25 protein-coding genes and 2 pseudogenes are annotated in these 25854 nt (G+C 40.9%); 6 read left to right on the forward strand and 21 right to left on the reverse strand.

Annotated features, from left to right (window positions below; translation table 11 throughout):
• Positions 1 to 13: 13 nt before the first annotated feature.
• Genes rfaC through rfaD form a run of 3 tightly spaced genes read right to left on the reverse strand, consistent with a single transcriptional unit; the run spans position 14 to position 3015 of the window.
• A complete protein-coding gene (gene rfaC, locus GKR71_RS14685; RefSeq protein WP_154634489.1) occupies positions 14 to 976 on the reverse strand; it encodes a lipopolysaccharide heptosyltransferase RfaC in 963 nt (320 codons plus the stop codon).
• Positions 976 to 2022 carry an ADP-heptose--LPS heptosyltransferase RfaF gene (gene rfaF / locus GKR71_RS14690; RefSeq protein ID WP_154634490.1) on the reverse strand — a complete coding sequence of 349 codons (1047 nt, stop codon included), beginning with the start codon at positions 2020 to 2022 and terminating at the stop codon, positions 976 to 978. Before rfaF ends, rfaC begins: the two co-directional genes overlap by 1 nt.
• 54 nt (positions 2023 to 2076) lie before the next feature.
• On the reverse strand, positions 2077 to 3015 hold the full coding sequence (gene rfaD, locus GKR71_RS14695; RefSeq protein ID WP_154634491.1) for an ADP-glyceromanno-heptose 6-epimerase: 939 nt from the start codon (positions 3013 to 3015) through the stop codon (positions 2077 to 2079).
• Positions 3016 to 3247: 232 nt separating this feature from the next.
• Between rfaD and GKR71_RS14700 the strand changes: the two genes are divergently transcribed.
• Both GKR71_RS14700 and tdh read left to right on the forward strand, forming a co-directional pair.
• Complete coding sequence (locus GKR71_RS14700) at positions 3248 to 4441, forward strand: glycine C-acetyltransferase (RefSeq protein WP_154634492.1); 1194 nt, start codon at positions 3248 to 3250, stop codon at positions 4439 to 4441.
• An 88-nt stretch (positions 4442 to 4529) separates the two neighbouring features.
• On the forward strand, positions 4530 to 5555 hold the full coding sequence (gene tdh / locus GKR71_RS14705) for an L-threonine 3-dehydrogenase (RefSeq protein ID WP_036950765.1): 1026 nt from the start codon (positions 4530 to 4532) through the stop codon (positions 5553 to 5555).
• Between the two features lie 76 nt (positions 5556 to 5631).
• On the opposite strand, the gene GKR71_RS14710 is transcribed toward tdh, so the two are convergent.
• Together GKR71_RS14710 and envC are read right to left on the reverse strand one after the other, a co-directional pair.
• Positions 5632 to 6714 carry a divergent polysaccharide deacetylase family protein gene (locus GKR71_RS14710; RefSeq protein WP_154610074.1) on the reverse strand — a complete coding sequence of 361 codons (1083 nt, stop codon included), beginning with the start codon at positions 6712 to 6714 and terminating at the stop codon, positions 5632 to 5634.
• Positions 6715 to 6774: 60 nt separating this feature from the next.
• Positions 6775 to 8067 (reverse strand): murein hydrolase activator EnvC, encoded by a 1293-nt coding sequence (envC, locus tag GKR71_RS14715; protein WP_036950769.1) that lies wholly within the window; start codon positions 8065 to 8067, stop codon positions 6775 to 6777.
• A 418-nt stretch (positions 8068 to 8485) separates the two neighbouring features.
• Here envC and GKR71_RS14720 point away from each other — a divergent pair, with 418 nt between their 5' ends.
• The 4 genes from GKR71_RS14720 (at position 8486) to cysE (ending at position 11344) form a co-directional block, all read left to right on the forward strand.
• Positions 8486 to 8920: a rhodanese-like domain-containing protein gene (locus tag GKR71_RS14720; RefSeq protein WP_230085095.1), complete on the forward strand. Its 435-nt coding sequence runs from the start codon at positions 8486 to 8488 to the stop codon at positions 8918 to 8920.
• A 73-nt stretch (positions 8921 to 8993) separates the two neighbouring features.
• Positions 8994 to 9461, forward strand: a complete 468-nt coding sequence (gene secB, locus GKR71_RS14725) for a protein-export chaperone SecB (RefSeq protein ID WP_006660561.1) — start codon at positions 8994 to 8996, stop codon at positions 9459 to 9461.
• A gap of 9 nt (positions 9462 to 9470) precedes the next feature.
• Complete coding sequence (gene gpsA, locus GKR71_RS14730) at positions 9471 to 10499, forward strand: NAD(P)H-dependent glycerol-3-phosphate dehydrogenase (protein ID WP_036950774.1); 1029 nt, start codon at positions 9471 to 9473, stop codon at positions 10497 to 10499.
• A gap of 23 nt (positions 10500 to 10522) precedes the next feature.
• Positions 10523 to 11344 (forward strand): serine O-acetyltransferase, encoded by an 822-nt coding sequence (cysE, locus tag GKR71_RS14735; protein ID WP_036950776.1) that lies wholly within the window; start codon positions 10523 to 10525, stop codon positions 11342 to 11344.
• Positions 11345 to 11350: 6 nt separating this feature from the next.
• Here cysE and GKR71_RS14740 read toward each other — a convergent pair whose 3' ends face one another.
• The 16 genes and pseudogenes from GKR71_RS14740 to GKR71_RS14815 all read right to left on the reverse strand — a co-directional run.
• On the reverse strand, positions 11351 to 11611 hold the full coding sequence (locus tag GKR71_RS14740; RefSeq protein WP_036950778.1) for a Txe/YoeB family addiction module toxin: 261 nt from the start codon (positions 11609 to 11611) through the stop codon (positions 11351 to 11353).
• The gene (locus tag GKR71_RS14745; protein ID WP_006663215.1) at positions 11604 to 11858 is read right to left on the reverse strand and encodes a type II toxin-antitoxin system Phd/YefM family antitoxin; all 255 of its coding nucleotides are present in this window, start codon (positions 11856 to 11858) and stop codon (positions 11604 to 11606) included. The genes GKR71_RS14740 and GKR71_RS14745 overlap by 8 nt, the downstream gene beginning before the upstream one ends.
• Before the next feature lie 103 nt (positions 11859 to 11961).
• A complete protein-coding gene (gene trmL, locus GKR71_RS14750) occupies positions 11962 to 12465 on the reverse strand; it encodes a tRNA (uridine(34)/cytosine(34)/5-carboxymethylaminomethyluridine(34)-2'-O)-methyltransferase TrmL (RefSeq protein ID WP_036950780.1) in 504 nt (167 codons plus the stop codon).
• A 119-nt stretch (positions 12466 to 12584) separates the two neighbouring features.
• On the reverse strand, positions 12585 to 14666 hold the full coding sequence (locus tag GKR71_RS14755) for a polysaccharide biosynthesis tyrosine autokinase (RefSeq protein ID WP_154634493.1): 2082 nt from the start codon (positions 14664 to 14666) through the stop codon (positions 12585 to 12587).
• A 32-nt stretch (positions 14667 to 14698) separates the two neighbouring features.
• Positions 14699 to 15127 carry an arsenate reductase/protein-tyrosine-phosphatase family protein gene (locus tag GKR71_RS14760; protein ID WP_154610082.1) on the reverse strand — a complete coding sequence of 143 codons (429 nt, stop codon included), beginning with the start codon at positions 15125 to 15127 and terminating at the stop codon, positions 14699 to 14701.
• 22 nt (positions 15128 to 15149) lie between these two features.
• Positions 15150 to 16298: a polysaccharide export protein gene (locus GKR71_RS14765; RefSeq protein WP_154634494.1), complete on the reverse strand. Its 1149-nt coding sequence runs from the start codon at positions 16296 to 16298 to the stop codon at positions 15150 to 15152.
• Positions 16299 to 16621: 323 nt separating this feature from the next.
• The gene (gene galE / locus GKR71_RS14770; protein ID WP_154634495.1) at positions 16622 to 17647 is read right to left on the reverse strand and encodes a UDP-glucose 4-epimerase GalE; all 1026 of its coding nucleotides are present in this window, start codon (positions 17645 to 17647) and stop codon (positions 16622 to 16624) included.
• Between the two features lie 386 nt (positions 17648 to 18033).
• A pseudogene (locus GKR71_RS14775) lies at positions 18034 to 18484 on the reverse strand (TrmH family RNA methyltransferase).
• A 197-nt stretch (positions 18485 to 18681) separates the two neighbouring features.
• Entirely contained in the window at positions 18682 to 19587 is a 906-nt protein-coding gene (locus tag GKR71_RS14780; RefSeq protein ID WP_154634496.1) for a hypothetical protein, read from the reverse strand.
• Positions 19588 to 19612: 25 nt separating this feature from the next.
• Complete coding sequence (locus GKR71_RS14785) at positions 19613 to 20356, reverse strand: capsular biosynthesis protein (RefSeq protein WP_154634497.1); 744 nt, start codon at positions 20354 to 20356, stop codon at positions 19613 to 19615.
• Entirely contained in the window at positions 20356 to 21939 is a 1584-nt protein-coding gene (locus GKR71_RS14790; protein ID WP_154634498.1) for a capsular biosynthesis protein, read from the reverse strand. Before GKR71_RS14790 ends, GKR71_RS14785 begins: the two co-directional genes overlap by 1 nt.
• Positions 21930 to 22310 carry an HAD-IIIC family phosphatase gene (locus GKR71_RS14795; RefSeq protein ID WP_154634499.1) on the reverse strand — a complete coding sequence of 127 codons (381 nt, stop codon included), beginning with the start codon at positions 22308 to 22310 and terminating at the stop codon, positions 21930 to 21932. The genes GKR71_RS14790 and GKR71_RS14795 overlap by 10 nt, the downstream gene beginning before the upstream one ends.
• A 118-nt stretch (positions 22311 to 22428) precedes the next feature.
• Positions 22429 to 23324: pseudogene (galE, locus tag GKR71_RS14800) on the reverse strand (UDP-glucose 4-epimerase GalE).
• Between the two features lie 83 nt (positions 23325 to 23407).
• Positions 23408 to 23683 carry a hypothetical protein gene (locus GKR71_RS19920; RefSeq protein ID WP_195848979.1) on the reverse strand — a complete coding sequence of 92 codons (276 nt, stop codon included), beginning with the start codon at positions 23681 to 23683 and terminating at the stop codon, positions 23408 to 23410.
• Positions 23684 to 24210: 527 nt separating this feature from the next.
• Positions 24211 to 25038 carry a glycosyltransferase gene (locus GKR71_RS14810; protein ID WP_154634500.1) on the reverse strand — a complete coding sequence of 276 codons (828 nt, stop codon included), beginning with the start codon at positions 25036 to 25038 and terminating at the stop codon, positions 24211 to 24213.
• A gap of 44 nt (positions 25039 to 25082) precedes the next feature.
• Positions 25083 to 25854: nucleotide sugar dehydrogenase (locus tag GKR71_RS14815; RefSeq protein ID WP_154634501.1), on the reverse strand; the 772-nt coding region annotated here is incomplete at its 5' end.

The following is a 25854-nucleotide window of genomic DNA, read 5'->3' on the forward strand; positions in this document are numbered from 1 at the left end:
TACTCTGAGTGGGCTATAACTCGGTGCACAGTTGTTGGAAGACCACATCAGCTTTAATGCTATCCATTCTATTATCTACGCTTTTTATCTCATTTTGGTCTTTTCCATAACCACCAATTAAACCGGGGTTTGTTGGACCAAACAGCGTAAAATTCGGTTTATCCAGCGCGGCGGTTAAATGGCTTAAACCTGTATCGACAGAAACTACTGCCTTTGCGTCTGCAATCTGTTGCGCGACTTGTGCCAGCGTTAATTTTGGTAAAACTTCAACAAAATCAAAACCCTCAGCTAGCCTCATCGCTCGTTGATGCTCATGCTCTGCACCCCAAGGGAGCTTCACTCTCAGCCCAGTTTCCTTCATTAACTGAATCAGTTCACGCCAATGAGACTCAGGCCAATGCTTATCGTCGCGGGTTGTGGAGTGCAAAAACAGCACATAGGGCGCTTCGGTTTCGTCGGCAGATTGCAAGAAATGGCGAGCAATCGCGTAATCGCCTTGGGTTCTAGGGCAAGTGTACCCGAGGCTTTTAGCAAATAATTGGCGAATACGTTCTACCGCATGTTGCTGTTTACTAATGGAATAACGATGGTCGTAGAAGAAGCTAGCAATCGGCTCGCGGATACTATGGCGGTCATAACCATGTTTAGAACCGAGAGCAAGGCGAGTGACTAGCAACGCACTCTTAAGTAACCCTTGCGCATCAATCACTGCATCGTAGTGGATTTCCTGTAGTTGGCGACGAAATGCCGCACGTTCAGCACGAATTGGCGCAGCAAACCAATTTTTTCGCCAGCGACGGATTGCCACAGGGATGACTTTATTCACCGCACTATGCCATGTAGGGATTTGAGCAAACCCCTCTTCGACGACCCAATCAAATTGAATATTCGGTATTGCTGCCTGCGCATCGGTTAATGCAGGCAGAGAGTGCAAAACATCTCCCATAGATGATGTTTTTACTAATAACACTCTCATTATTTAATACCTATATTTAAACGCGTGAGGGCATCCAGTACCATTTGCGGTTGAATATCAATTAAGCTCTGGTGATAGCCACTTTCGCCGTCACCTTTACGTACTTTGTGGTAACCCGTTATCAGCCGGATCACTTCCGCTTTATCGGACAGTGGTGGGGTAAAGTCAGGGCTGCTTGGGCCATATAGTGCGACTAACGGCTTATCGAGAGCTGCAGCCACATGCATTAAGCCAGAATCATTACTCACTACGGCTTGGCAAGCGTCAATAAGATTAACGGCTTGTTCTAACGACGTTTTTCCTGCGAAATTGAGGCAGTAATGACGAGCGTCGTCAGTCAAACTTTGGCGGATTTCTTCGCCTGCTTCATGGTCTTTTTGAGAGCCAAATAACAGGACTTGGTAGCCTTGCTCGCTGATTAGTTTTTGAGCTAACGCTGCATAGTGATAGTGTGGCCAACGTTTTGCAGGACCAAATTCAGCGCCTGGGCAGAAACCAATAATTGGGCGAGAAAAATCAATATTAAATTGACTAATAGTATCACTAACTTGTTGTTTATCAGTGACTAACCTAGGCCATAGAATTGGGGCGGGAATATCATTGGCAGATTTGATGAGCTGCTTGTCATACGCCAATGCTACGTAGCGTTGCACCATCAGCGGAAATGCTTGTTTATCTAATGGGCGTAAATCATTGAGCAGCCCATAACGCATTTCACCACGCCACCCCGTTCTTTTGGCGATTTTAGCAAAGAACGGCACCAGAGCAGATTTCAAGGAATTAGGTAAAACAATCGCCTGATCGTACCCATTTTTCCGCAAATTGATGCCTAATTGACGACGTTCGCCAATTTCGAGCTTTCCATGGCCTAATGGCATGGAAATCGCTTCAGACACTTCGGGCATTTTCGCCAATAACGGACGGCACCAATCCGGTGCCATCACATCTATCTGAGCATGAGGATGCAGCGCCTTGATCGTACGATAAAGGCTCTGAGACATCATCATATCCCCTACCCATGAGGGGCCAATTACTAATATTTTCATAGGCTCAATTTTCATAGGTACTGTTTTCATAGGCACTGTTTTCATAAAAGACGATTACGCGTCTTTATTCAGCCATTGCATATATTCGGTTACGCCTTCAGCAACGGTTTTAAACGGTGAGGTGTAACCTGCGGCACGTAATTTAGTCAGATCCGCTTGAGTAAAGCTTTGGTAGCGGCCTTTTAATTTCTCAGGGAATTCAATGTATTCGATAGACACATTTTTATCTTTATGGAATTCAGTGACGGCATCGGCAACGGCTTGGAATGATTCCGCGCGACCTGTACCACAGTTGAAAATGCCAGAAACATTATTTTCCCAGAACCATAAATTCACCGCTGCCACATCGCCAACGTAGATGAAATCACGGCGGAAAGTGTCGCTTCCTTCAAACAGTTTCGGGGTTTGCCCTTCATTAATTTGTTTGTTTAAGTGGTAAGCCACGCTCGCCATGCTGCCTTTATGGTTTTCATTTGGTCCATAAACGTTGAAATAGCGGAAGCCACACACTTGAGACTGAGCTTCAGGCATGATGCTGCGGACATATTGGTCGAATTGGAATTTAGAGTAGCCGTATACGTTCAGTGGTTTTTCAAATTCACGTTCTTCGATGAAATTATCGCTACGTCCGCCGTATGTCGCTGCGGAAGAGGCATACAGGAAAGGAATTTCACGTTCTAAACAGTAATGCAGCAGTTCTTTAGAAAATTGATAGTTATTATCCATCATATACTTACCATCCCACTCAGTGGTGGATGAGCAAGCACCTTCATGGAAAACAGCGTCAATATCGCCAAAATCATCACCCGCAATAACGCTCACGATAAAGTCTTCTTTATCCATGTAATCGGCGATATCGAGGTCAACAAGGTTGGCAAACTTAGTACCATCTTTCAGGTTATCCACCACCAGAATATCGGTGCGACCCATTTCATTCAGGGCTTTAATAATATTGCTGCCAATAAAACCAGCTCCGCCAGTGACTACGATCATCGTGAATACCTCAAGTGGGTTAAGAATAAATAGATACAAAATTGGGGTCTATAATAACACCTCTTTGTGCAGACAACAGTATATCGACCAGATAATTGTCCTAGTTGTCATACCTCTTTAAAGGGCATTATCGTGATCTTGCCTACAAACTTAACTTATTTGCTCACCAGATATCGCTAGTTCTAGTGACTATTATTAAACTCTGTAAACAACTTCTTTACAGGAACAAATCATGTCAGAACAATTTTACCAGCAGATTAAACAACAATTGGTGCAAATAGAAGCTGAAGGCTTGTTTAAACATGAACGCATTATTACGACCTCTCAAGACGCGGATATTGAAATCCAGGGTGGACAGCGCGTTATTAACTTCTGTGCAAATAACTATTTAGGCTTAGCCAATCATCCCGCGCTGATTGAAGCGGCAAAACAGGGTATGGATAGCCATGGCTTTGGTATGGCATCGGTTCGCTTTATTTGCGGTACCCAAGACAGCCATAAAGTTCTTGAAAAGAAAATCGCGGATTTCCTTGGAATGGAAGATGCGATTCTCTATTCCTCTTGTTTTGATGCCAATGGCGGGCTTTTCGAAACGCTACTGGGGCCAGAAGACGCCATTATTTCTGATGCACTAAACCACGCATCCATTATTGACGGTGTTCGCCTGTGTAAAGCCCAGCGCTATCGCTACAGCAATAACAATATGACGGAATTAAAACAGCGCCTTGAAGAAGCGAAAGCTGCGGGTGCGCGTCATATTCTGATTGCGACTGACGGTGTTTTCTCGATGGATGGTGTGATTGCTGACTTGAAAACTGTCTGTGACCTTGCAGATGAATATAACGCATTGGTCATGGTAGATGACTCTCATGCTGTTGGTTTTGTTGGTGAAAACGGTCGTGGTAGCCACGAGTATTGTCAAGTGATGGGGCGAGTTGACATCATTACAGGTACACTCGGAAAAGCATTAGGTGGTGCATCGGGTGGTTATACTGCCGCCAAAAAAGAGGTTGTCGAGTGGTTACGTCAACGTTCGCGCCCATATTTATTCTCTAACTCTTTGGCACCCGCTATTGTTGCTGCGTCCATTAAGGTGATCGATATGATGACCGAAGGGCAAGAGCGCCGTGAGAAATTGTGGGCTAACGCGAAGTTATTTAGAGAAAAAATGTCTGCGGCAGGATTTACATTAGCAGGCGCCGATCACGCCATCATTCCTGTGATGTTGGGTGATGCCAAAATTGCTCAGCAATTTGCTTCAGAACTATTAAAAGAAGGTATTTATGTCACTGGATTTTTCTATCCGGTAGTTCCGCAAGGACAAGCGCGAATTCGCACGCAAATGTCTGCTGCACACAGCGAAGAGGATATTTTACACGCTGTTGATGCATTCACCCGTATTGGCAAAAAGCTTCAACTAATTTAGTTATAAATTTGATTTTCTTATGAAATTAATGCAGTTGTGAAATTAAAGTGGTCATTAAATTAATGTAATCATAAATAAAAGGTCGCCTATGAAAGCACTGTCCAAATTAAAAGCAGAACCAGGTATATGGATGACAGATGTTCCGAAACCGGAACTGGGACACAATGATGTGATGATTAAAATCCGTAAAACCGCTATTTGCGGTACGGATGTTCATATCTACAACTGGGATGAATGGTCGCAAAAAACGATTCCAGTTCCGATGGTGGTGGGTCATGAATATATAGGGGAAATTGTTGAGATTGGACAGGAAGTTAAAGGGTTTAAAATTGGTGACCGTGTTTCTGGCGAAGGGCATATTACCTGCGGTCATTGCCGTAATTGCCGAGGTGGGCGTACCCACTTATGCCGTAATACCATTGGCGTCGGTGTAAATCGCCCAGGATGTTTTGCTGAGTATTTGGTGATCCCAGCGTTTAACGCCTTTAAAATTCCAGACAATATTCCCGATGAAATTGCAGCAATTTTTGACCCATTTGGTAATGCGGTACATACGGCACTATCGTTTGATTTAGTGGGGGAAGATGTGCTGGTTTCGGGCGCAGGTCCTATTGGTATTATGGCGGCAGCAGTTTGCCGACATGTTGGTGCTCGCCATGTGGTGATCACTGACGTGAATGATTATCGCCTTGAATTAGCGAAAAAAATGGGTGTCTCCCGCGCGGTGAATGTGAGCCGTGAAAATCTTAAAGACGTCATGAATGAACTGGGCATGAAAGAAGGCTTTGATGTGGCGCTAGAAGTTTCAGGGGCGCCCGCTGCTTTCCAAACTATGCTAGATACCATGAATCATGGTGGCAGAATTGCGCTATTAGGTATTCCTCCATCATCGATGGCAACAGACTGGAGCCAAGTTATATTTAAAGGTCTGTTTATCAAGGGAATTTATGGGCGTGAAATGTTTGAAACTTGGTATAAGATGGCGACACTCGTGCAATCAGGCCTCGATTTATCACCAATCATAACTCATGAGTTTTCTATTGATGATTTCCAAAAAGGCTTTGATGTGATGTGCTCAGGGCAGTCAGGAAAAGTGATTTTAAACTGGGATTAATGCAGAATTAGCTTATGAGTTTAAAGGGTTTATTGGCGAAGGCCTTTAAACCCTTTTTTATGTTTAGTCTTACCCGTTATGGTATTTTCTTTTCTGCAATCAGGGGCTGTAGGGTTTTATCTTGATAAATGGCCTCGACCACAAACATGAGTAGCTCAATGCCTTGTAGGCGGGTTGATGGGAGTTCGATATCGCATACACCTAACTCTGCGGGACTGACTGATTTTTCAGGTTGCTCCGCAGCATCGTTGGTCAGTTCTGGCTCCGCAAGAGTTGGTGTCGCATCATCAGAATCTACCGTTGTTTTAGCCGCTTCATGAGGTTTTGCCTCTGATTTGAATGGCATTTTTGTCTCTGGCTTTGTCACTGGCAGAGTTGGATTAACACCTTCAGGTTGCATTCTGAGCGTTTTACGTGGTTCGCCAGTTGCTGGCTGATAGCCGACCAGTGAACTGACAGGCACAAGCTCAATATCAGAGGGAACCAGTGGAATAAATTTTTGTAAGGCGCGCACGGTTGATGGATGCGGGTGACCAATAGCCACCGCGCTGCCATGTTTACGCGCGTAAGCAATGGCTTTATTCAACTGTGTACGGGTTTCTTCTTCAGATTGGTGATTATCAATAAAAATATTGCGCTTCGTAGAGGGAACGCCAAATTCTTTAGCAGCATTCAATGCTTGCGTATTACCAATCGTGACGCTATCCAAGAAAAAGAGGTTCGATTGCGACAGCGAGCGCATCACATTGCGCATCCCAGAAAGGCTGGAGGTCATCTCGCTACCCATATGGTTATTCATTCCTTTAGCGTGAGGAACTCGGCTAATGGCATTTTTGATGATGCGGTCAACCTCTTCAGCACTCATCGAGGGTGCCAAAGTGTCTTTTTCGAGAGGTTGTTTACTCAATGGTTTCATGGGCATATGGATTAAAATATCCCGCCCTTGCTGATAGGCGGTTGCCGCGACTTCAGCACCATGAGGTGAGTTAGGTAAAATAGCAATACTGATGGCGGCCGGTAACGCTAGGATTTGATTATCTTCTTTGGCTCGGTAACCGAAATCATCGATGACAATAGCGAGTTTGGCGGCACTCGCCTGAGAGCTGACCATGATAAGGAGCAGGCTAATCAGTAATTTCATCGGCGAGTGTCTTAACATAATTATTTTCCTAACTTTTTATAGCCTAGCATTTTATAGGTAATGTGAAAGGTGGTTGTGCTACCTTCCTAGCCATGGGCGAGGGTTGACGGTTTTACCTTGTCGGCGAATTTCAAAGTAAAGTGCAGGGCGTTCTTGACCGCCACTACTTCCCACTAACGCAATTGGCTGACCTGCGCGGACTTCTTGTCCCACATTTACCAGCGCACTTTGGTTATAGCCATATAGGCTCATATCCCCTTTACCATGCTCAACGACAACAACCAAACCATAACCTTGAAGCCAGTCAGCGAGTAGTACACGACCATCCGCAATAGCCTTAACTTGGGTGCCTTCATTTGCGGCGATCACCATACCTTTCCAACGTAATTCGCTGGAGATCACATCCCCATAATTATGTAGGGTGGAACCGCGTACCGGCCAGATAGCTTGACCAGCAGGACGACCTAAACCGCCTGTTCGAGACATAAGTGATTGCTCACTTTCAGATGGCTTATACGTGGCGCCTTTCTGTTTGGCTTTTCTTTCCTTTTCAGCCACTTGAGCACGAATTCGCGCGGCTTCACGAGCTTCACGCTCAGCGCGTGCTTTGGCTTCGCGTTCTGCTTTAGCAATTTTGTCGCGTAGTCTGGCTTCGTTCTGCTTTAAGACCGCGAGATTTTTTTGATCTTCTTTTAATGAGCTTTCTAATACGGTTAAGGTTTTTTGCCGTGAAGCTTGCGCATTATCGAGCTTTTGTTTTTCTTGCTGCTGGCGTGTGAGCGTTGTTTTCTGCTCAGCTTGCTTTTTTTGCTCTAATTGTTTCTGTTCGTGCAGCTCTTTGGTGGTTTCTTCTAGATCAAGAATATTTTTTTCACGAGCTTGGTTGAGGTAACCATAATACGCAAGAATTCTCTCTTCCCGTTGACCTTCTTCACCCTTTAAGAGTAGTGATAAACCTTGGTGTTTACCAAGTCGGAATGCAGCATCTAACTGCTCAGCAAGTAGTTTTTCTTGCTCATTTTTTTTCTTTTGCAGCCGACTGATATTGCTAGATAAGGCGGATATTTCTTTATCTAGCTGTTTTAATTGGTTTTGTGTTAGATGCAAATCACGGCTTGCTGCTGAAATACTTTGTTCTTGCTCTTTAAGTTGCTGAAGGAGATTACTTTTTTTAGTTTGCTGTTCTTTAACGCTTTTTTCTTTTTCAGCAATGCTTTTTAGCAGGTCATTTAATTGACCTTTATTTTCGGTGATCTGATTCGCGAGCGCGACGTGAGAAGGCGCCAAAGTGAATAACCCCAAACCAAGCAGGGCGGGGATCATTGCCTGACGAACAAAAAACGTCTTTATTCGATGGGATGTATGGGCCATTGTGATAGATCACCTCAATTAAATGCAATAACTGATTATTTCATCTGCAAGTCGTGCTTTCCAGTGTTCTCTTAAAAATAGTCATAAAAACGCTTAAAAATTAAGAATATTGCTATTATACCATTTGATACTAAGTCAAATCATAGGCGTATTATCACTGAATTTTACTGTATATACTCTATTTAGATGGGAATTAATTTAGCGTCAAAGTCTAGTCGGAGCATGTTTATGTTAAAATGCCTGCGTACAGCTTTGAGAAAAAAATTCTTTTTTCAGTAAAAAGGTGTTAACTCTGCGAGTGTTTTCGCAAAAAAGACATTCTAGTTTGCGCTAACTGGCTGTAATTAGCTCGGCACAAAGGTATACTCTGAACCCTTTGATATTCGTTTTTAACTAACGGGAGTAATTGCCCCCCATGATCCAAGAAATCATGCAATTTGTCGGTCGTAACACGTTTGTTAGTCTGACTTGGATAGTGTTATTTGTTGCCGTGGTCGTGATGACCTTCAGAAGCCTATTCTCTAAAACTAAAGTCATTGCGCGCACTCAAGCGATTACAATGATCAATAAAGAAGAAGCAGTTGTTGTGGACTTACGTACTCGCGAAGAGTTCCGCAAAGGGCATATTATTGATTCTATTAACTTAACACCATCTGAAATTAAAGATAATAATTTGGGTGAGCTGGAAAAACATAAACAGAAATCTGTGATTATGGTTTCTGCAAGTGGAATGGAAGCAACTAAACCTGCTGAACAGCTTGCTCATCATGGCTTTGAAAAAGTCTTTGTCCTGAAAGAAGGGATCGCTGGTTGGGCGGGTGAAAACCTACCACTGGCTCGTGGTAAGAAGTAATTATCCGGCACTGTAAAATGTGCCGGCAACTGAATATATCTCGAAACTCTAATATGGAAGTAAGGTAATTATTATGTCAGAACAAAACAACTCAGAAATGGTATTTCAAATTCAACGTATCTACGCAAAAGACGTTTCATTTGAAGCACCTAATGCACCTCAAATCTTTCAAAAAGAGTGGCAGCCAGAGATCAAATTAGATTTAGATACTTCTTCAACTCAGCTAGCTGAAGGCGTATATGAGGTTGTTCTGCGTGTGACAACTACCGCTACTCTGGGCGAAGAAACTGCATTTCTGTGTGAAGTTCAGCAAGCGGGTGTGTTCTCCATTGATGGTATCGAAGGCACTCAAATGGCACATTGCTTAGGTGCATACTGCCCAAATATCCTGTTCCCATATGCGCGTGAAACTATCACGAACATGGTGGGTCGTGGTACTTTCCCACAATTGAACTTAGCGCCAGTTAACTTTGATGCACTGTTCATGAATTACTTACAGCAGCAACAAGGTGAACAAGCGCAGAACCCTGAAGTTCAATAAGGTCGCTTAATGAATACTGCTTCAATGACAGTGATCGGTGCCGGCTCGTACGGCACCGCTTTAGCCATTACTCTTGCACGTAATGGTCATCAGGTGGTGTTGTGGGGGCATGACCCAGCACACATCCGTAAATTAAACCAAGAACGTAGCAATCAAGCGTTTTTACCTGGTGTTTCTTTCCCTGATAGTTTATCTCTCGAAACGGACTTAAAAAGCGCCGTTGAAGCGAGCCTGAATATCTTGATTGTGGTACCTAGCCATGTATTTGGTGATGTGCTCAAGCAAATCAAACCGTATCTAAAAGCGGGCTCCCGCATTATTTGGGCAACCAAAGGGTTAGAGAGAGATACCGGGCGTTTGTTGCAAGATGTAGCGCGTGAGGTATTAGGAAACGAAATTCCTCTGGCGGTACTTTCTGGCCCCACTTTTGCAAAAGAGCTTGCAGCCGGTCTCCCTACGGCTATTTCAGTCGCTGCATCCGATAGCCAATTTGGTGATGATTTACAAAAATTATTCCATTGTGGCAAAAGTTTCCGCGTCTATAAAAACCCTGACATGATTGGTGTGCAACTTGGTGGCGCAGTGAAAAACGTTATCGCGATTGGCGCTGGGATCTCTGATGGTATGGGCTTCGGCGCAAACGCACGTACGGCATTGATCACACGAGGCTTAGCCGAAATGAGCCGCTTAGGTGTATCACTGGGTGCTGATCCATCCACATTTATGGGTATGGCAGGACTTGGCGACCTAGTGTTAACCTGCACCGACAACCAATCTCGTAACCGCCGTTTCGGCATGATGCTAGGCAATGGTGTCAGTGTGGAAGAGGCGGAAAAAGATATTGGGCAAGTGGTTGAAGGCTATCGTAATACCAAAGAGGTGAAAGCCCTTGCGGAGCGTGCTGGTGTTGAAATGCCAATCACGGAACAGATTTATCAAATTCTCTACTGCAATAAAAATGTGTTAGAAGCCTCCCAAGCATTGCTCGGGCGTGCAACTAAAGATGAAATTGCAGACATGCCTAAATTACCAAGCTAATAATAATATAGAAGAGAGCCATTATGTCGCGTGAAGAACTGGATAGAATTTGGGGTTACATTAAGGAAGAAGCCAAGGCGCTTGCTGACTGTGAGCCTTTACTTGCCAGTTTTTTTAACGCGACATTACTGAAGCATGACAACCTCGGTAGTGCGCTTAGCTATATGTTGGCGAACAAGTTGAGCTCACCGATTATGCCCGCAATGGAAGTCCGCGAAATTGTGGAAGAAGCATATCGTAATGACGAGCAGATGATTTTTTCTGCGGCGATGGATCTCTCTGCTGTTCGTTTACGAGACCCTGCGGTTGATAAATATTCTACGCCACTGCTGTATTTGAAAGGTTTTCACGCCCTACAAGCCTATCGTATTGGGCATTGGCTATGGGGTGAAGGGCGTAAAGCGTTGGCCGTTTATCTGCAAAACCAAATTTCGGTCTCTTTTGGGGTCGATATCCATCCAGCTGCCCGTATTGGCTGTGGGATCATGCTCGACCACGCGACGGGGATCGTGATTGGTGAGACGGCGATTGTCGAAAATGATGTGTCTATTCTTCAGTCTGTTACGCTAGGCGGTACCGGTAAAACCTGTGGCGACCGTCATCCTAAAGTACGTGAAGGGGTGATGATTGGCGCTGGCGCTAAAATTCTGGGCAATATTGAAATTGGTCGCGGCGCAAAAATTGGCGCTGGTTCTGTAGTGCTGCACCCAGTTCCTCCTCATACCACAGTGGCGGGAGTTCCTGCGCGTATTGTCGGTAAGCCAACAAGCGATAAGCCATCGCTGGAGATGGATCAAAACTTTAATGGTAACGTTGATGGTTTTGAAGGCGGGGATGGGATTTAAATAAAGCTAGTAATGATAGCGACAGGCAATGATGATTAGTGCGGTATTTTCGATTGCATAAACTAGCCTATTAGTTTCATCTATTCTACGAGACCAGAAGCCAGCTAAGTTTTCTTTTAGTGGCTCTGGTTTACCTATACCGCTGAATGGCGTTCTTTTTGTGTCTTCAATGAGTTTATTGATCCGCTTTAATGTCTTTTTATCTTGGCTTTGCCAGTATAGATAATCTTCCCAAGCTTGATCCGTCCATGTTAGAAGTCTACTCATTGATTAGCTTTCTCTCTGAAATCTTACCCGCTTTAAATTGCTCGATGGATTTGTTGAGATGCTCTGCATTTGCAGGAGAGCGCAATAGGTAGATGGTTTCCATTAAACTATTGTAGTATTCCAAGGACATAACTACAGCCGCTTCAGAATCACGGCGGGTTATAATCGTCGTATCCATATCATCAACAACTCTATCAAGCACTGCTTTCAAATTGCTTCTAGCATCACTAAAGGAAATGGTTTTCATTGTATGATACCTATCTTGTACTATTTATTGTACAAGTCTAGCAGCAACTTAAATGATGTTCAAGATTTGTTCTAAATCTAGCAAACGGCATAAGCAAACTAAATTAGTCTTTCAGCAGTGCACCCGGATACCCAAGCTGGCGCCAAGCTTCGAATACCACAACGGCGACCGAGTTAGAAAGATTCATACTGCGGCTTTCAGCCAGCATCGGAATACGAATTTTCTGCTCGATCGGCATATTATCGAGAACATAAGGCGGTAAGCCGCGGGTTTCTGGTCCAAACATCAAATAATCATCTTCCCGATAGCTTACATTGCTGTGGCTTGGCTTACCTTTGGTGGTTAACGCAAACACACGGGCGCCCGTTGGAGACTGATTATTATCAGGATTTAACCCTTCACTTTCTAAGAATGCGTAATAGTCATGATGATGTTTGATATCCGCAAATTCGCTGTAATCTAGCCCTGCACGGCGTAAGCGTTTGTCATCCCAAGTAAAACCGAGGGGATGGATCAGGTGCAGACTAAAGCCTGTATTGGCGCATAAGCGGATGATATTCCCAGTATTTGGTGGGATTTCAGGTTCGAATAAAACAATATGTGGCATAACGTTAACGGCTATTGGTCGGGATGAAAAAGATGATGCAGAGTTTACGCGCAAATTTGGAAAGATGCATTAGTTGTGTCGGTATGAGAGCGAAAGGCGAGGGGTGGCTCGCCATTCTATTAATACTGGTAGACATAATGATAATCGTCAGATTTTTCATCAATGCCATTAAGGATGGTGCCAGTAATTTCGATATTATTTTGTTTGAAATGTTTAAGTGCGCGTTCAATTTCTTTAACGGTATTCACGCTATAATAGGCCACTAAGAGTGATGTGCCGGCATATTTTCCGATAATAGCGGGATCTGTAATCGCAAAAATGGGCGCAGTGTCCAACAAAACCATGTCATATTGATGCTTAACTGAGTCCAATAAATGCTTAAATTGCTCGCTCATAAGCAGTTCTGAAGAGTGCGTGGTACTTTTTCCTCGACTGATAATATCCAAATTCTCAATAACTTGTTGATGTTTTGAGATGGAATTCCCGCCGTGTAGAGATAAGAATTCTGAAAGCCCAGATTTATTTTCTAACCCAAATGTTTTATGAATATGTCCTTTGCGTAAATCGGTATCAATAAGCAGAATTTTTTTACCTGCATTGGCGAGGACGACAGCCATATTTGCAGTAATAAAACTTTTTCCTACATTTGGGGATGCACTTGTCACCATCACAATATTATTGTCTTGATTCATCACAGAGAAATAGACACTTGTTCTTAATGAACGAATGGATTCTATTGCCATATCTGCTGGATTTTCAATGGATAGGGGCTTTTTACTTTCGCGATACCGTGATTTTTTTTCATCCAACGAGAATGGAACGGTGGCATAAACACGAAGGCCTAGCGCCTCGAGTTCTTCCGTGTTCTTAATTTTATTATTGAGAAGCTCTTTTCCGATCACAAAGGCGCAGCCCATCACGAGACCCAATAAAGAGGCCAAAACCATGATTAAGCTTTTCTTGGGAGCGATGGCCATGGGGTAAGACTCCGCAGAGTCAATAATTCGCACATCGGCAGTGATCCCTGAATTCAGCACACTGAGTTCGCGTTGCTTGGTCACCAACTGATTATAAATAGCTTGCTCGGATTCAACATCACGAGTTAAACGAATAATTTGCTGCTGGGTGTTTGGCAGCTGTTGAATATTTTTGCTGGCTTTTTCTTTCTCGAGTAGCAATTTTTGGCGTGTATCAAGTAAGGCTTGATAAGCCGGGTGGCTGCGGGTATATCGTTGTTGAAGCTCCACTTCTTTAAAAGTAAGCTCATTTAACCTTTCTTCTACATGTAATGCACTCTCAAGCGCGGATTTGGCCTCTAGCGTTAGGTCAATAGACTCATTTTGTTTACGAAACGTATTTAACTGATTTTCATAATGGTCGAGCTTATTTTTTATTTTTGGTATGTAGTTATCTAGAAAAATCAACGTGTTGTTTGTAGCTAGCTTCCTATGTTCTCTATTTTGATTAATATAATTTTGAATAACATTATCCAAAATTTCGATATTTTCGCGCTGATTTGTCCCTTTAATTGTTAAGTTAATGATACCAGAGCTTTTACTGGCTTCATTCATACTGAGACGGCGTCGTAAATTTTCGATAGCGGAATAACGATCATTTTTTATTAAGGTCAGTTTTTCCCCACCTTGAGCGGTACATGAATCAATCAATAAGTGAATTTCACCTTGCTTTAAAGGGATGCCAATTTGCCCATGATAAGTTTGGCCCGCAAGTTCTAGCGTATATTGGCAATTATCTAAAAAGGTTAAAGTGGTGGGTTGACCAATTAAATCTGGGGGGAGTTGATACTCTGCAATATGTACAATAACCGCATCACTCAGAAATTTGGAGAATATCTTTGAAGGCAAAATCTGAATATCTAGATTCAAGTCTGACACGGTTTTGCCTAGCACCATTCTGGATTTAATGACTTCAATTTCTGAATCGATTTGCCCATTATTGCCACCAAAAAGCATTCCATCGTTCATTTTCTCTAATAGCGATGCTTGGTTTATTTTATCGTACTGTAATGTAGCATTCGCTTGGTAAATAGGAGACGCGAGCCAGCAATACACTCCGGCACTTAAAGTGGCGGCAATAGTAAACGCCGCTATCGTTAGCGTGTTAGATTTCAGTGTTTTTAGTATGGCGAGTAAGTCGATTTCATCGGTGTTCGGCACATGCTTTTTTTCTTTATTGTTCATAGAGTTAGTTTTTAAATAAGTTTAAATAGAGTCTAAATCTTTCCTTGCCACGACTCGGCTGCTTTTTCCATAAGCTGATAAACATGCTCAAACATCTCCTGGCTGTGTTTATAAGGATCTGGGATTTCGGTTTTATTCAGCCATTCACCAAATAGCATGACTTTGCCTCGGGTTTGCGGAAATTGCCGATAAAGTTTTTGGGTATGAGTGTTTTCCATTACGAGGATCAAATCTGCCATCTGGCATAAATGCCCGGTCAAACGACGAGAACGATTCTCCTCCAAAGAGAGGTGATGGTTTTTTGCTATATGGCGAGCTTGAGCATCAGCAGGTTGATTTTCCCGCGCAATCAGCCCTGCGGAGTGGATCTTTTTTTGGGGGAAAAGCCCCTGCATTAAACGCTCCGCAGTGGGTGACCGGCAAATGTTCCCCATGCACACGATAATAATGTTATTGAACATAAGTATTTGATTAAAAATAAGATTACCATGCATAAATACGCTTAGTTCCTTCGGCAAGCTGGTTGTATGAGGCGATGGTTGGCAGTAATTGGGTGATTAAACGGTTCCACCGAACAACAGGTGCCGCTGTCACATAAACAAGGTCATAAGGTTGTAATTTAAATTCAGTTCCCATCACGAGTGATGTCGCATCGGAGAGGTCGAGTTGATAAATTTCTGCCATTTTAGAAAAGGGGTTCTCGTCTTCAGAATCTGTTATTGGTGCGGGTTTATGCGTTGACCGAATGACAAAAATCCCTGTTGCACTTGCGGTAGTTTGGCTGAGTCCATTGGCTTTACTTAGCGCTTCAGTGATGCTCATTCCTGCACGGTCGATAGTCAATGTTGATGGTTTCCCCACTTCTCCCATCACAAAGACCTTTTGCGCATCATTACGGGGAACATAGAGAACATCACCAGATAGCATTAAGTAGTTTTGGGTTAAATCACCGTATTGGACTAACGATTGCAGCGAGATTTTTATCTCTTTTCCCCCACGGGTGAGGATCACATTGTCCCAGTCCGCCTTTTCGGTTAACCCGCCTGCGGTATTAAAGGCTTCCAAAATAGTGAGAGGGACATTGGTGATGGGCAAGGAACCTGGTTTGGTAACTTCGCCAGACACATAAATTTTTTGCGAACGAAAGGCGGCAATGCTGACATCGATTTGTGGCGCTTCAAGGTAAGCTGCTAGTCGGGTGCTGACTAATTTCCTGATTTCACTGATTGTTTTACCGAGAACGGAGACTTTTCCAATATAGGGATAATAAATGGAGCCATCTGCGTGAACCCAGTTTCCTGAATCCGCAGCGCTGCGATAGGAGCCTGCGGGGATAGTGAGCTCAGGGTGATTCCATACGGTAATTGCCAGCACATCCCCCACTCCAACACGATAGTCATAACTGGCTAGCAGCTCCTCAAGCTGAGGATTAGATTTGGCAATCACAGGGGCAACCTGCATTTCACTTAGCAGCTTAGGGGAGATAGGGTAAATATCCACAAGCTGGTTGATATCTTGCTTACCAGTATCAATAGTCCTTTTTCCTGATGTGGAAATATAGGTTCCCGGGACGAGATGACACCCAGAAATTAGGATGCTCATTGTGATAGCCATGAGAAATTTACTGAACATGATAATAGCCCTAATCAGGATGGATAATGGTAATTTTTAGCAATTGAAGTTACACGACACAAAGTCAGCTCGGGATAATAGTTCAGTTTTAAACAAAAAACCAAATAATTCATCCAAAAATCGATGTTATATAAAAATATAATAAAACAAAAAATGATATTGATGCAGGAAATGTTTTGTGAGTGAAAGGTGGTTTGAGGAATAGACTAGAAGCGAACTAGGGAGTGAGTAGGTTAACTGTGTGGTGAAGATAGAGTTTGAGGGCGTAAAAAATAAAAAGGCGAGCTAGAGGCTCGCCTAATTGATGCTATATCAAGGATGATTTAGCTTTGATAACCGTTGGGGTTCATAGATTGCCAGCGCCATACATCATCAGCCATATCCTGAATGGTATATTTGGCTTTCCAACCAAGCTCGCGCTCTGCTTTTGCTGGAGTTGACCAATATTCAGCAATATCTCCTGCACGACGTTCGGCAATTTTATAAGGGATTGGTTTACCGACAGCTTTTTCAAAAGCAGCGATCACTTCCAGCACGCTGGTTCCTGTACCGGTACCCAGATTATAGATATAAAGCCCTGAATCTTTATTCATATAGTTTAACGCAGCAATATGTCCATCAGCTAAATCCATCACATGGATATAATCGCGGACGCCAGTGCCGTCTTTGGTGGCATAATCCCCGCCGAATACAGCAAGTTCTTTACGGCGACCGACAGCCACTTGCGCAATAAACGGGGTCAGGTTATTTGGAATCCCATTCGGGTCTTCACCCATCAAGCCAGAATTATGTGCACCAACCGGGTTGAAGTAACGTAGTAAGGAAATTGACCATTCGTTATCTGAGATACTGAGGTCAGTTAAAATACGCTCAACCATATATTTACTCGTACCATATGGGCTATTGGTATTTCCGACAGAGGATTCTTCAGTTAACGGGGTATGTTCAGGCTCACCATACACTGTCGCAGAGGAGCTAAAAATTAAGCTTTTAACACCCGCCTGACGCATACTTTGTATTAAAACTAAGGTGCCATTCACATTTACATCATAGTATTCAATAGGTTTTTCGACAGATTCACCGACTGCTTTTAACCCCGCAAAGTGGATCACTGAGCTAATTGAATGCTGAGCAAAAATGGTGCCCAAAATGGCTTTATCACGAACATCACCTTGATAAAACGTCGGTTTAGTTCCCGTGATGGTTTCAATGCGATTAAGCACTTCAAGGTTGGCATTATGAAGATTATCTAAAATAATCGGCTGAATACCTTGTTGGATCATTTGCACACAGGTATGGCTGCCGATATAGCCAAGACCGCCGGTGACTAGTACTTGTTGACTGTCCATAAAAAACATCCCTAAATTTTAATATTCGTAGTGGTAGTTTAAATTCGGTATCCATCACTAAAGAGGTGGTATCGGATAAATTTAACTAATTTACTGGCGAAATTTTCTTCGATAACAATGTATTTAGTTTTTTATCATCAGCGAGTGGATTTTTAATCGGGCGGATGACAAACTGTTTGTTCCCCATTAATTCAGACTATTTCTCTTGAAAGATCGAAATGTTAAGTTTGCGGCCATTATAGAAGATGGGGTATTTGAAGGGGTTCTAGTAAGGCTCATCTTACTCATTGGAGTGGTACACTTTTTCTAGTGAAACCAAATGAGCTTAACTGGCCTCTCTGTTGTTTTCAATCTTTCAACAGTGTACCCGGGTATCCAAGCTGATGCTAAGTTTTGAGTACTACAACGACAACCGAGTTAGAAAGATTTATACTACGGATTTCTAGCAGCATAGAACAACGAATTTTCTGCTCGTTTGGCATACTGTTGAGAACATACAGTGGTAGGCTGCGGGTTTCTGGTCCAAACATTAAATAATCATCTTCTCGATAGCTCACATTACCGTGGCTCGGCTTACCTTTGGTGGTTAATGCAAACACAAGGGCACCTGTTGGCGACTGATTATTATCAGGGTTTAACCCTTCACTTTCTAAGAATGAGTAATAGCCATGATGATAATTCACTGTAATCTAACCCTGCGCGACGTAGGCATTTGTTATCCCGAGTAAAGCGGAGTGGATGGATCTGGTGCAAACTACATGCAGTATTGACACATAAATAGATGATATCCCTAGTATTTGGTGGAATTTCAGGTTCGAATAAAACAATATGTGGCATAACATTAACGGTTGTTGGTTGGGATGAAAAAAGATGATGCGAGCTTACGTGCAAATGGATTTGGTTTCATGTGTAACGCTTATTGACCCCTTAAAAAATATTATCTCTAAAAAAGCTGTTCCTTATCTCATTATACAATTACAGCTTACAGCTCGAGAAACTATGAATTTCATTTTAATGGGAGACAGTTCCAGCTTTCATACCTGATTCGGTTTATTTTTTTTATAACCCTCAGCGATATTCTCCCTAATAAAAACTCTTATTTCATCATAATAATCTCTTTCTACTCGCTTGACTGTGTAGTAATGAGAATTTTGACATATAAGGTATTCAATATCTTTGATAGTAACTTTAATATTTTCTCTTTCCCAAGGAATAAAGCAAAATACTTTTCTTTCTATTCCTGCATATTTTATTGAAGGAAATATGATTTCTTCAGAAGCATAAGAAAATTTAGCCATAAAAGAAGGAACTAATGACACTAGTTTTAATTTAACCATGACTCTTGTCAGCAATGATGAAAATTTCCGTATTCTGAAGCCTAATTGGCACCGGTATGCCCATATATTTTTCTTATAGTATTGCTCAACTCCCGAAGATAGCATGTACTCCATTACATCATACCTATAATATGTACCTTCAGGTGCTGATTTTCTGATATTAGACTCTAATAACTTGTATGCACTTTTGTCTCTCAGGTACACTTTGTAATGGTAGTCCTTCTTCTCTGGGCTTGAGCTCTCATTTTTTACTGAGTTATGAATATAATTTTCAATACCTGATTTAATAAATAGCTGATTACTACCAAAAGGAATGAAATAATCAAACTGGAGACCTATCCTTTTGCACTCTAAATAATTTTCTATATGCACAAAAGTTAGGGTCCCATCAACATATCCTGTCAAAAGCTTAGTTCTATTAATATAGACATTGTTGTATTTTGAAATGTCGAGTGTCATTTTAGAATCTTGAGGAACATGAATGACTATTAGTGGATTTAAGCAAAAATAATTTATATTATCGACAAGGTCATATACTGATTCTGCTGATTCATGCACTGCTATACTAAAAACTAAATGAGTATTTTTTTCATGTTCAGTCATGCGTAGCTACCATATTAGCTAAAAATCAAATAATTTTGAATGATTTAAAATCTTCATATTCTTCAGGAACACCGCAAAATACAACGTCTTGCTTATTAATTAGTTCATAATGTATTTCTAATCCAACAGCTATTAGTTCATTATATAATGGAGCAATGTATAGCTCTCCTTTATCCCATTCTTCTATAGGTTTTTTTAAATAACGAGCAAAAGCCAGTAGATAATCATCCTTATTTGCAAAGTGATATAATCCTGTACAGCATAGGTCTGAAATGGGTTTTTTTTCTGCAGTTTCAATAACTATTGTAGTGTGCTTATTTTTTGGCTTCACATAAGACCAATTACTGCCATTTCCCTGAAAAACTTCTAAATAGCCATTGCCTTTCACCCTTAAATTTGGAAATTTATAATTTTTCCTAAATGTGTCTATATTGAAAATAGTAATAGAACCAGAATAATTAACCCCTTGTTCTTCAAGGGTTTTTAACCCGAGAGCTACAGTTTCTGCCTGCCCTCTTGTATCCTCATTTAATATAGAAATGTAGAAATTTTTAATACCTAGTTTTTTTGCTTGCTCTTCTACAAAAGAAGGTGTGTTAAAAATATCCTTTACAATAAATAAAAAAGGGTGACTAATAAAATATTTATTAAAGCTTTGAACTGAATGCCAAAATAAAGTCTCACCTTGAGCTTCTAACATATACTTAGGAAGGGTGTAGCCTGCTTTGAAAAATCTAGAGCTCATACCAGCCATAGGGATAACAATCATTATTTTAACCTTAGAAAAATTTGGTGAAGGCGAAAAGCATTAGCAAATAATGCTTCCTGGCGTTTAACATCATCAGAATGTAAAGGTAGCATAGAAAGAAAAAGATGAATTTGCATCGCATACAGTTCTTTTGCGGTTAAACCAAACGTATCTTCAACCATTTTAATAAAAATTTTCTGTGTTTCTTTATGGTGGTCTTCTTCTACAATATTGAATGATATATCACTAGAACTAATTGCAACATCAAAATAACCTGCGATAATCCAATCATATAATCCAAGAACAGAATGACTTAGTTTTGCAAGATCGTACCTTAAGTCTCCATAGATAGTCTGTTCGTTACTAGGCGTAAGTCCTCTAGGGTCAATTGTTTTTATTTTGCCAGCCCTAAAATCATAAAGAATATTACTAAAGCAAAAATCTCCATGTAGTACAGTATCTTCTTTGGGATTAGATGGTACATGCATGTTTATATTTTCTAATACTTCGGTAAGGCTGAAGCCCTCACTACCGTTTAAGCTCCATTTTTTATCGAAAGAAATATTTTTATCTCGACAATAGTCATTTAGCCGTTTGATTGTTTTTTCTTTAAGTAATATAGGAAGAGAGTTAGCTGAGCTATAGTCTGAAGCTTTATTATTGTTGCAGGCGATGAGAAAGTTAATACAACTTGTTAATATTTGTTCCCAAGCTTTACTTGGTAATCTTGAAAATACATATAGTTCATTCAAAGCTGTAAGGTGTAGAAACTCTAAACGGTAGGAAATAGTACCATTTTCATATTTAGAACCAAGATATTGTGGGGTAAAACCTCTAAGTTTTGAAGGTAAATTCTCAAACCAAAAGGCTTCTGCAGCTATTTTATGGCTCTTTGCACTTGATTTTTCAACCCAGTCAGGTGTAATTAGCAGCTCGTTGAATGCTCTTTGAGTGGTATATTGGGCTTTTGAATGGTAATAAGTATTAACATGACCGAAGTCTAACCAGCTATCTGATTCAATAGGGGTAATACCTATTGTATTATGATATTTATTCAATCCTTCAAGAAATTGCCATTCGCTCTGAGTAATTGATTTTATCAGTTCTCTTGGGTTATTAAACTTGAAATAACCATCAATGATTCTATGCTTTGTATTTAAAGACTCTGACTGGTGGTCTTTTAGCCAATGAATGTTATCATTCGTAAGAACTGCCCAGTTATAGTAATCCGTAGTATAAGATATACCTACAATATTCTCACCGATAGGTAGACTCCGGAATAATGTATCTCCAAATAATACATGTAAGGGTTTATTTAACATATTGCCTGATATATTCAATGATGCCACTAGTGATGCACCTAGGCTTAAACTATTTGGAGTTTTTATTATATTAACATTATTTTTTTCTAGCCAAACTTGATCAGTTATAGATATATTAAAGGTTTCAGGTATGGATATATATATATCTTCACCTTTAGGGGCCAATGCAATTTGATACTGATATAACCTTTTATTTCCTAGAGGTAAAAAGCTTGGAGGAATTTTCCCAAATTCTGATTCTAGCTCTTGGCCGACAAAGGCTCCTGACATGATTAAAAACATTTTTTTTCGTTCTCTATTATTTGATTTACTTCTTCTACACTTAGTTTAGAAAACTCAGAAGGTCGTATGGCTCGATCGTCAATATAGAATCCATCGTGTCCACACCAAGGTTTCCCTACAATAATTTCATCATATGGAACATTATGTTTATCTAGCCATTCAATAATAACTGGAAGTGTATGAGCATTGATTTTTCCAATATTGCCATCATAGGTTCGCATATTTCTTGCAGTAAAGATTACTATCTCAAATCCTATTTTTTTATATTCTCGAAGTTTTTCTATCACTTCTTCTCGAGGTGAAACCTCTTTATAATTTGTAGTATTAGCACTTGTTAGAGTACCATCTAGGTCTACAATTAATTTTTTCATATTATAAATCCTATCAACAGCTACTTACTTATTATGAATAAAGTATGAATTATCAATGGCTAACTTTATAGCCATTAGGGTTCATTGACTGCCAACGCCAAACATCATCTGCCATATCTTAGCTTGAATACTTTACCATCCAACCTAAACCACGAGTGGCTTCTGCTGAAGTTGACCAATATTCTGCAATATCACCAAGGCGGCGTGCTGAAATTGTATAAGGGGTAGGCTTACCGACGACTTTTTTAAATGCCGCAACGGCTTCTAGAATACTGGTTCTTGTACCAGTATCTAGGTTGTAGATATGAAATCCAGCTTGCTGGCTAACATTATTTAGTGCGGCAATATGGGCATCAGCCAAATCTATCACATGAATATAGCCGCGAGCACCTGTACTATCTTTTGTCGGGAGTCACCACCAAAAATTGCTAACTCTTTTCTACGACTTACTGTGACTTGTGCGATAAATGGGGTCAGGTTGTTTGGGATACAGCGAGGGTCTTCATCCATCAAGCCTGAGCTATGTGCACCAACAGGGTTAAAATAATACAACAGTGAGTAGAGTATTCATTATCGACGATATTTAAGTCCATTAGGATACGTTCAACCATATGTTTGCTGGTTCCATATGGGCTATTCGTATTACCAATAGAAGCCTACTCTGTTAATGCAATATGTTCAGGTTCACCATAAACAGTGGTCAATGAACTAAAGATCAGGCTTTTAATATCTACTTTTTTCATGCTCTCCACTAACACCAATGTACCATTGACGTTAACGCCATAGTATTTAATCGATTCTTGCACTGATTCAACGACTGTTTTTAGGCCTGCAGAGTAGACCATGGAATGATGGTGACTAGCAAGAATGATATTTAATATAGCCTTGTCACGTACATCACCTTGGTAAAAGATCAGTTTTGTTCCAGTGACAGCCCTTCAATACGATTTAGCTTTCAAGGTTAGCATTATGCGGGTTATTTAAAATGATTGGCTGCATTTCCTGCTGGACCATTTGTATACAGATATGGTTACCGATGTAGCCAAGACCGCCAGTGAATATAACATTTTGATTGCTTATGAAAAAATTTCTAAATTTTAATATTCATAGTGGTAGTCATAATCATCTGGCTTTGCATTAATATCATTGAGAATCACATGGGTGATTTTGATGTCATTTTGCTTAAGGCGCTTGAGTGATAAATTGACATCTTTAACTATATTCACACCGTAGAAGGCAATCAGTAGTGAGGTGCCTACATGTTTACTAATAATGGCGAAATCGTTGATTACTAAAATTGATGCGGTATCAATGATTTCGATGTCATATTGGTTTTTGACTTTATCAAACAACTGCTTAAAGCGCTCATCCATAAGTAATTCTGAAGAGTGAGTAACATTTTTACCACGACAAATTACTTTGAAGTTTTCAATCAGACTGGAGTGAATTGCGGGAATTCTAAACTTAGCAGTGATAAATATCCAGATAACTCCGCTTTATTACTTAAACTAAAGGCTTTGTGCAAACAGCTTTTACATAAGTTGGTATGGATGAGTAAAACTTTTTTGACCGCGTTCGCTAAGGCTACGTCCATATTTAAAGTGGCAAATCTTTCTCCTACTCTATGTGATGCACTAGTCATCGTTACCATGTTATTCACTTGGTTCATTATCGAAAAATACACACTGGTTCGCAACGAGCAGATGGCTTCTACGGCAGTATCTTACTTAAGGTTTTTTGTTTTCCGCCTCAATCAGCTTTATCTCATGGAAAGAGAATGGCATCGACATTAGCCTGGAGAGTATCAATATCTTCGGTGCTTTTAATGCTGTTATTAAAGCGTTCGCGGACAATTACATAAACATAGCCGACAATAAAGCTAAGAATCCTTTTATAACAATTATCTTAAATGTTTATAAGCTAAGCTCATTACCTTGGGAGGTAATAAATGAAAAAAATAACGGCTGTATATCAATAGTATATTTCTAAAACTAAATTTGTTGAGAAGGAACATATAACCAAGTCGCAAAGAAACTTCACTTTTAGCTTTAGATAGGCCTGCTCTGCGGATCATTGTATTCTCTTCAAGTCTATATTTCAGTAAAATATCAGGGAGATTATGAAATTTATAATTTTTATAAAGTAATTCTAACCAAAAGGCCATATCCTCAGTAAAGCAAGTATGAGTAGGGTATCGATTACCTTGTTCGAAAACACGTCTTCTAAACATAACGGAGGGATGGATAAATGGGCATCTAGTTATACTGAATTGGATAAGATCACTATGATTAGAGGGTAGTCTTTTTTCTTTGAGAGCATACGGAGCCCCAAACTCTTGACAAGAGGTACCGAGTATATCGATATCTGTGTTTAGGTCTAAAAATTCTTTTTGTACTGATAAACGCGTAGGGTATGAAATATCATCGCTATCCATACGTGCGATATACTTTATATCCGGATACGTGAGAGCTTTATCTATAAGAGTATTAAGAGCAAAAGATAATCCTTGATTTATTCTAGATGATATTAATTCAATAATATTATTACTATGCAACGATTCTAAATATTCGAACTGTTGTTGAGGAATTTCTCCATCTATATACACAAGTATAAGAGGGGTTATATTCTCTTGTATATAAATACTATTGATTGCTTCTTTAAGATGATCCAGTTTATCATTCTTATAAACGCTCATAATAATAGCTATGTTACTAGTATTTAATATCATAAAAGACGGCTCTTAATTATTTACTTACGTATTGTTGTGTATGATTAATCATTACCAAACAGGTCACGGGTATAGACTTTGTCCGCCACATCATCCAATTCAGGCACCATTCGGTTTGCCAGAATAATGTCGCTTTCTGCTTTGAATGTTTCTAAATCACGGATAACTTTTGAGCGGAAGAATTCATCTTCTTTGAGTACTGGTTCGTAAACCACCACTTCAATCCCTTTGGCTTTGATACGCTTCATCACACCCTGCACCGCAGAGGCACGGAAGTTATCAGAGCCCGCTTTCATTACTAAGCGATACACACCCACTTTACGCGGCGCTTTAGCGATAATAGCATCGGAGATAAAGTCTTTACGCGTGCGGTTAGATTCCACAATCGCGTTAATCAGGTTATTCGGCACATCGTCGTAGTTCGCCAGTAACTGCTTGGTGTCTTTCGGTAAGCAGTAGCCGCCATAACCGAATGATGGGTTATTGTAGTGGCTGCCGATACGCGGGTCTAAAGAGACGCCTTCAATGATTTGACGCGCATTCAAGCCACGGCTTTCTGCATAAGTGTCTAATTCATTGAAGTACGCCACACGCATGGCTAAGAAGGTGTTGGCGAATAATTTAACCGCTTCGGCTTCAGTGCCGTCAGTAAACAGCACTGGCACATCTTTCTTAATCGCGCCTTCTAACAGCAAGTCAGCGAAAATTTGTGCGCGTTCAGAACGCTCGCCCACCACGATACGGGACGGGTACAGGTTATCCCACAGCGCACGACCTTCACGTAAGAATTCTGGGGAGAAAATCACGTTGGTGTAA

The organism is Providencia sp. wls1922, from assembly GCF_009706505.1.
GTDB lineage: Bacteria > Pseudomonadota > Gammaproteobacteria > Enterobacterales > Enterobacteriaceae > Providencia > Providencia lanzhouensis.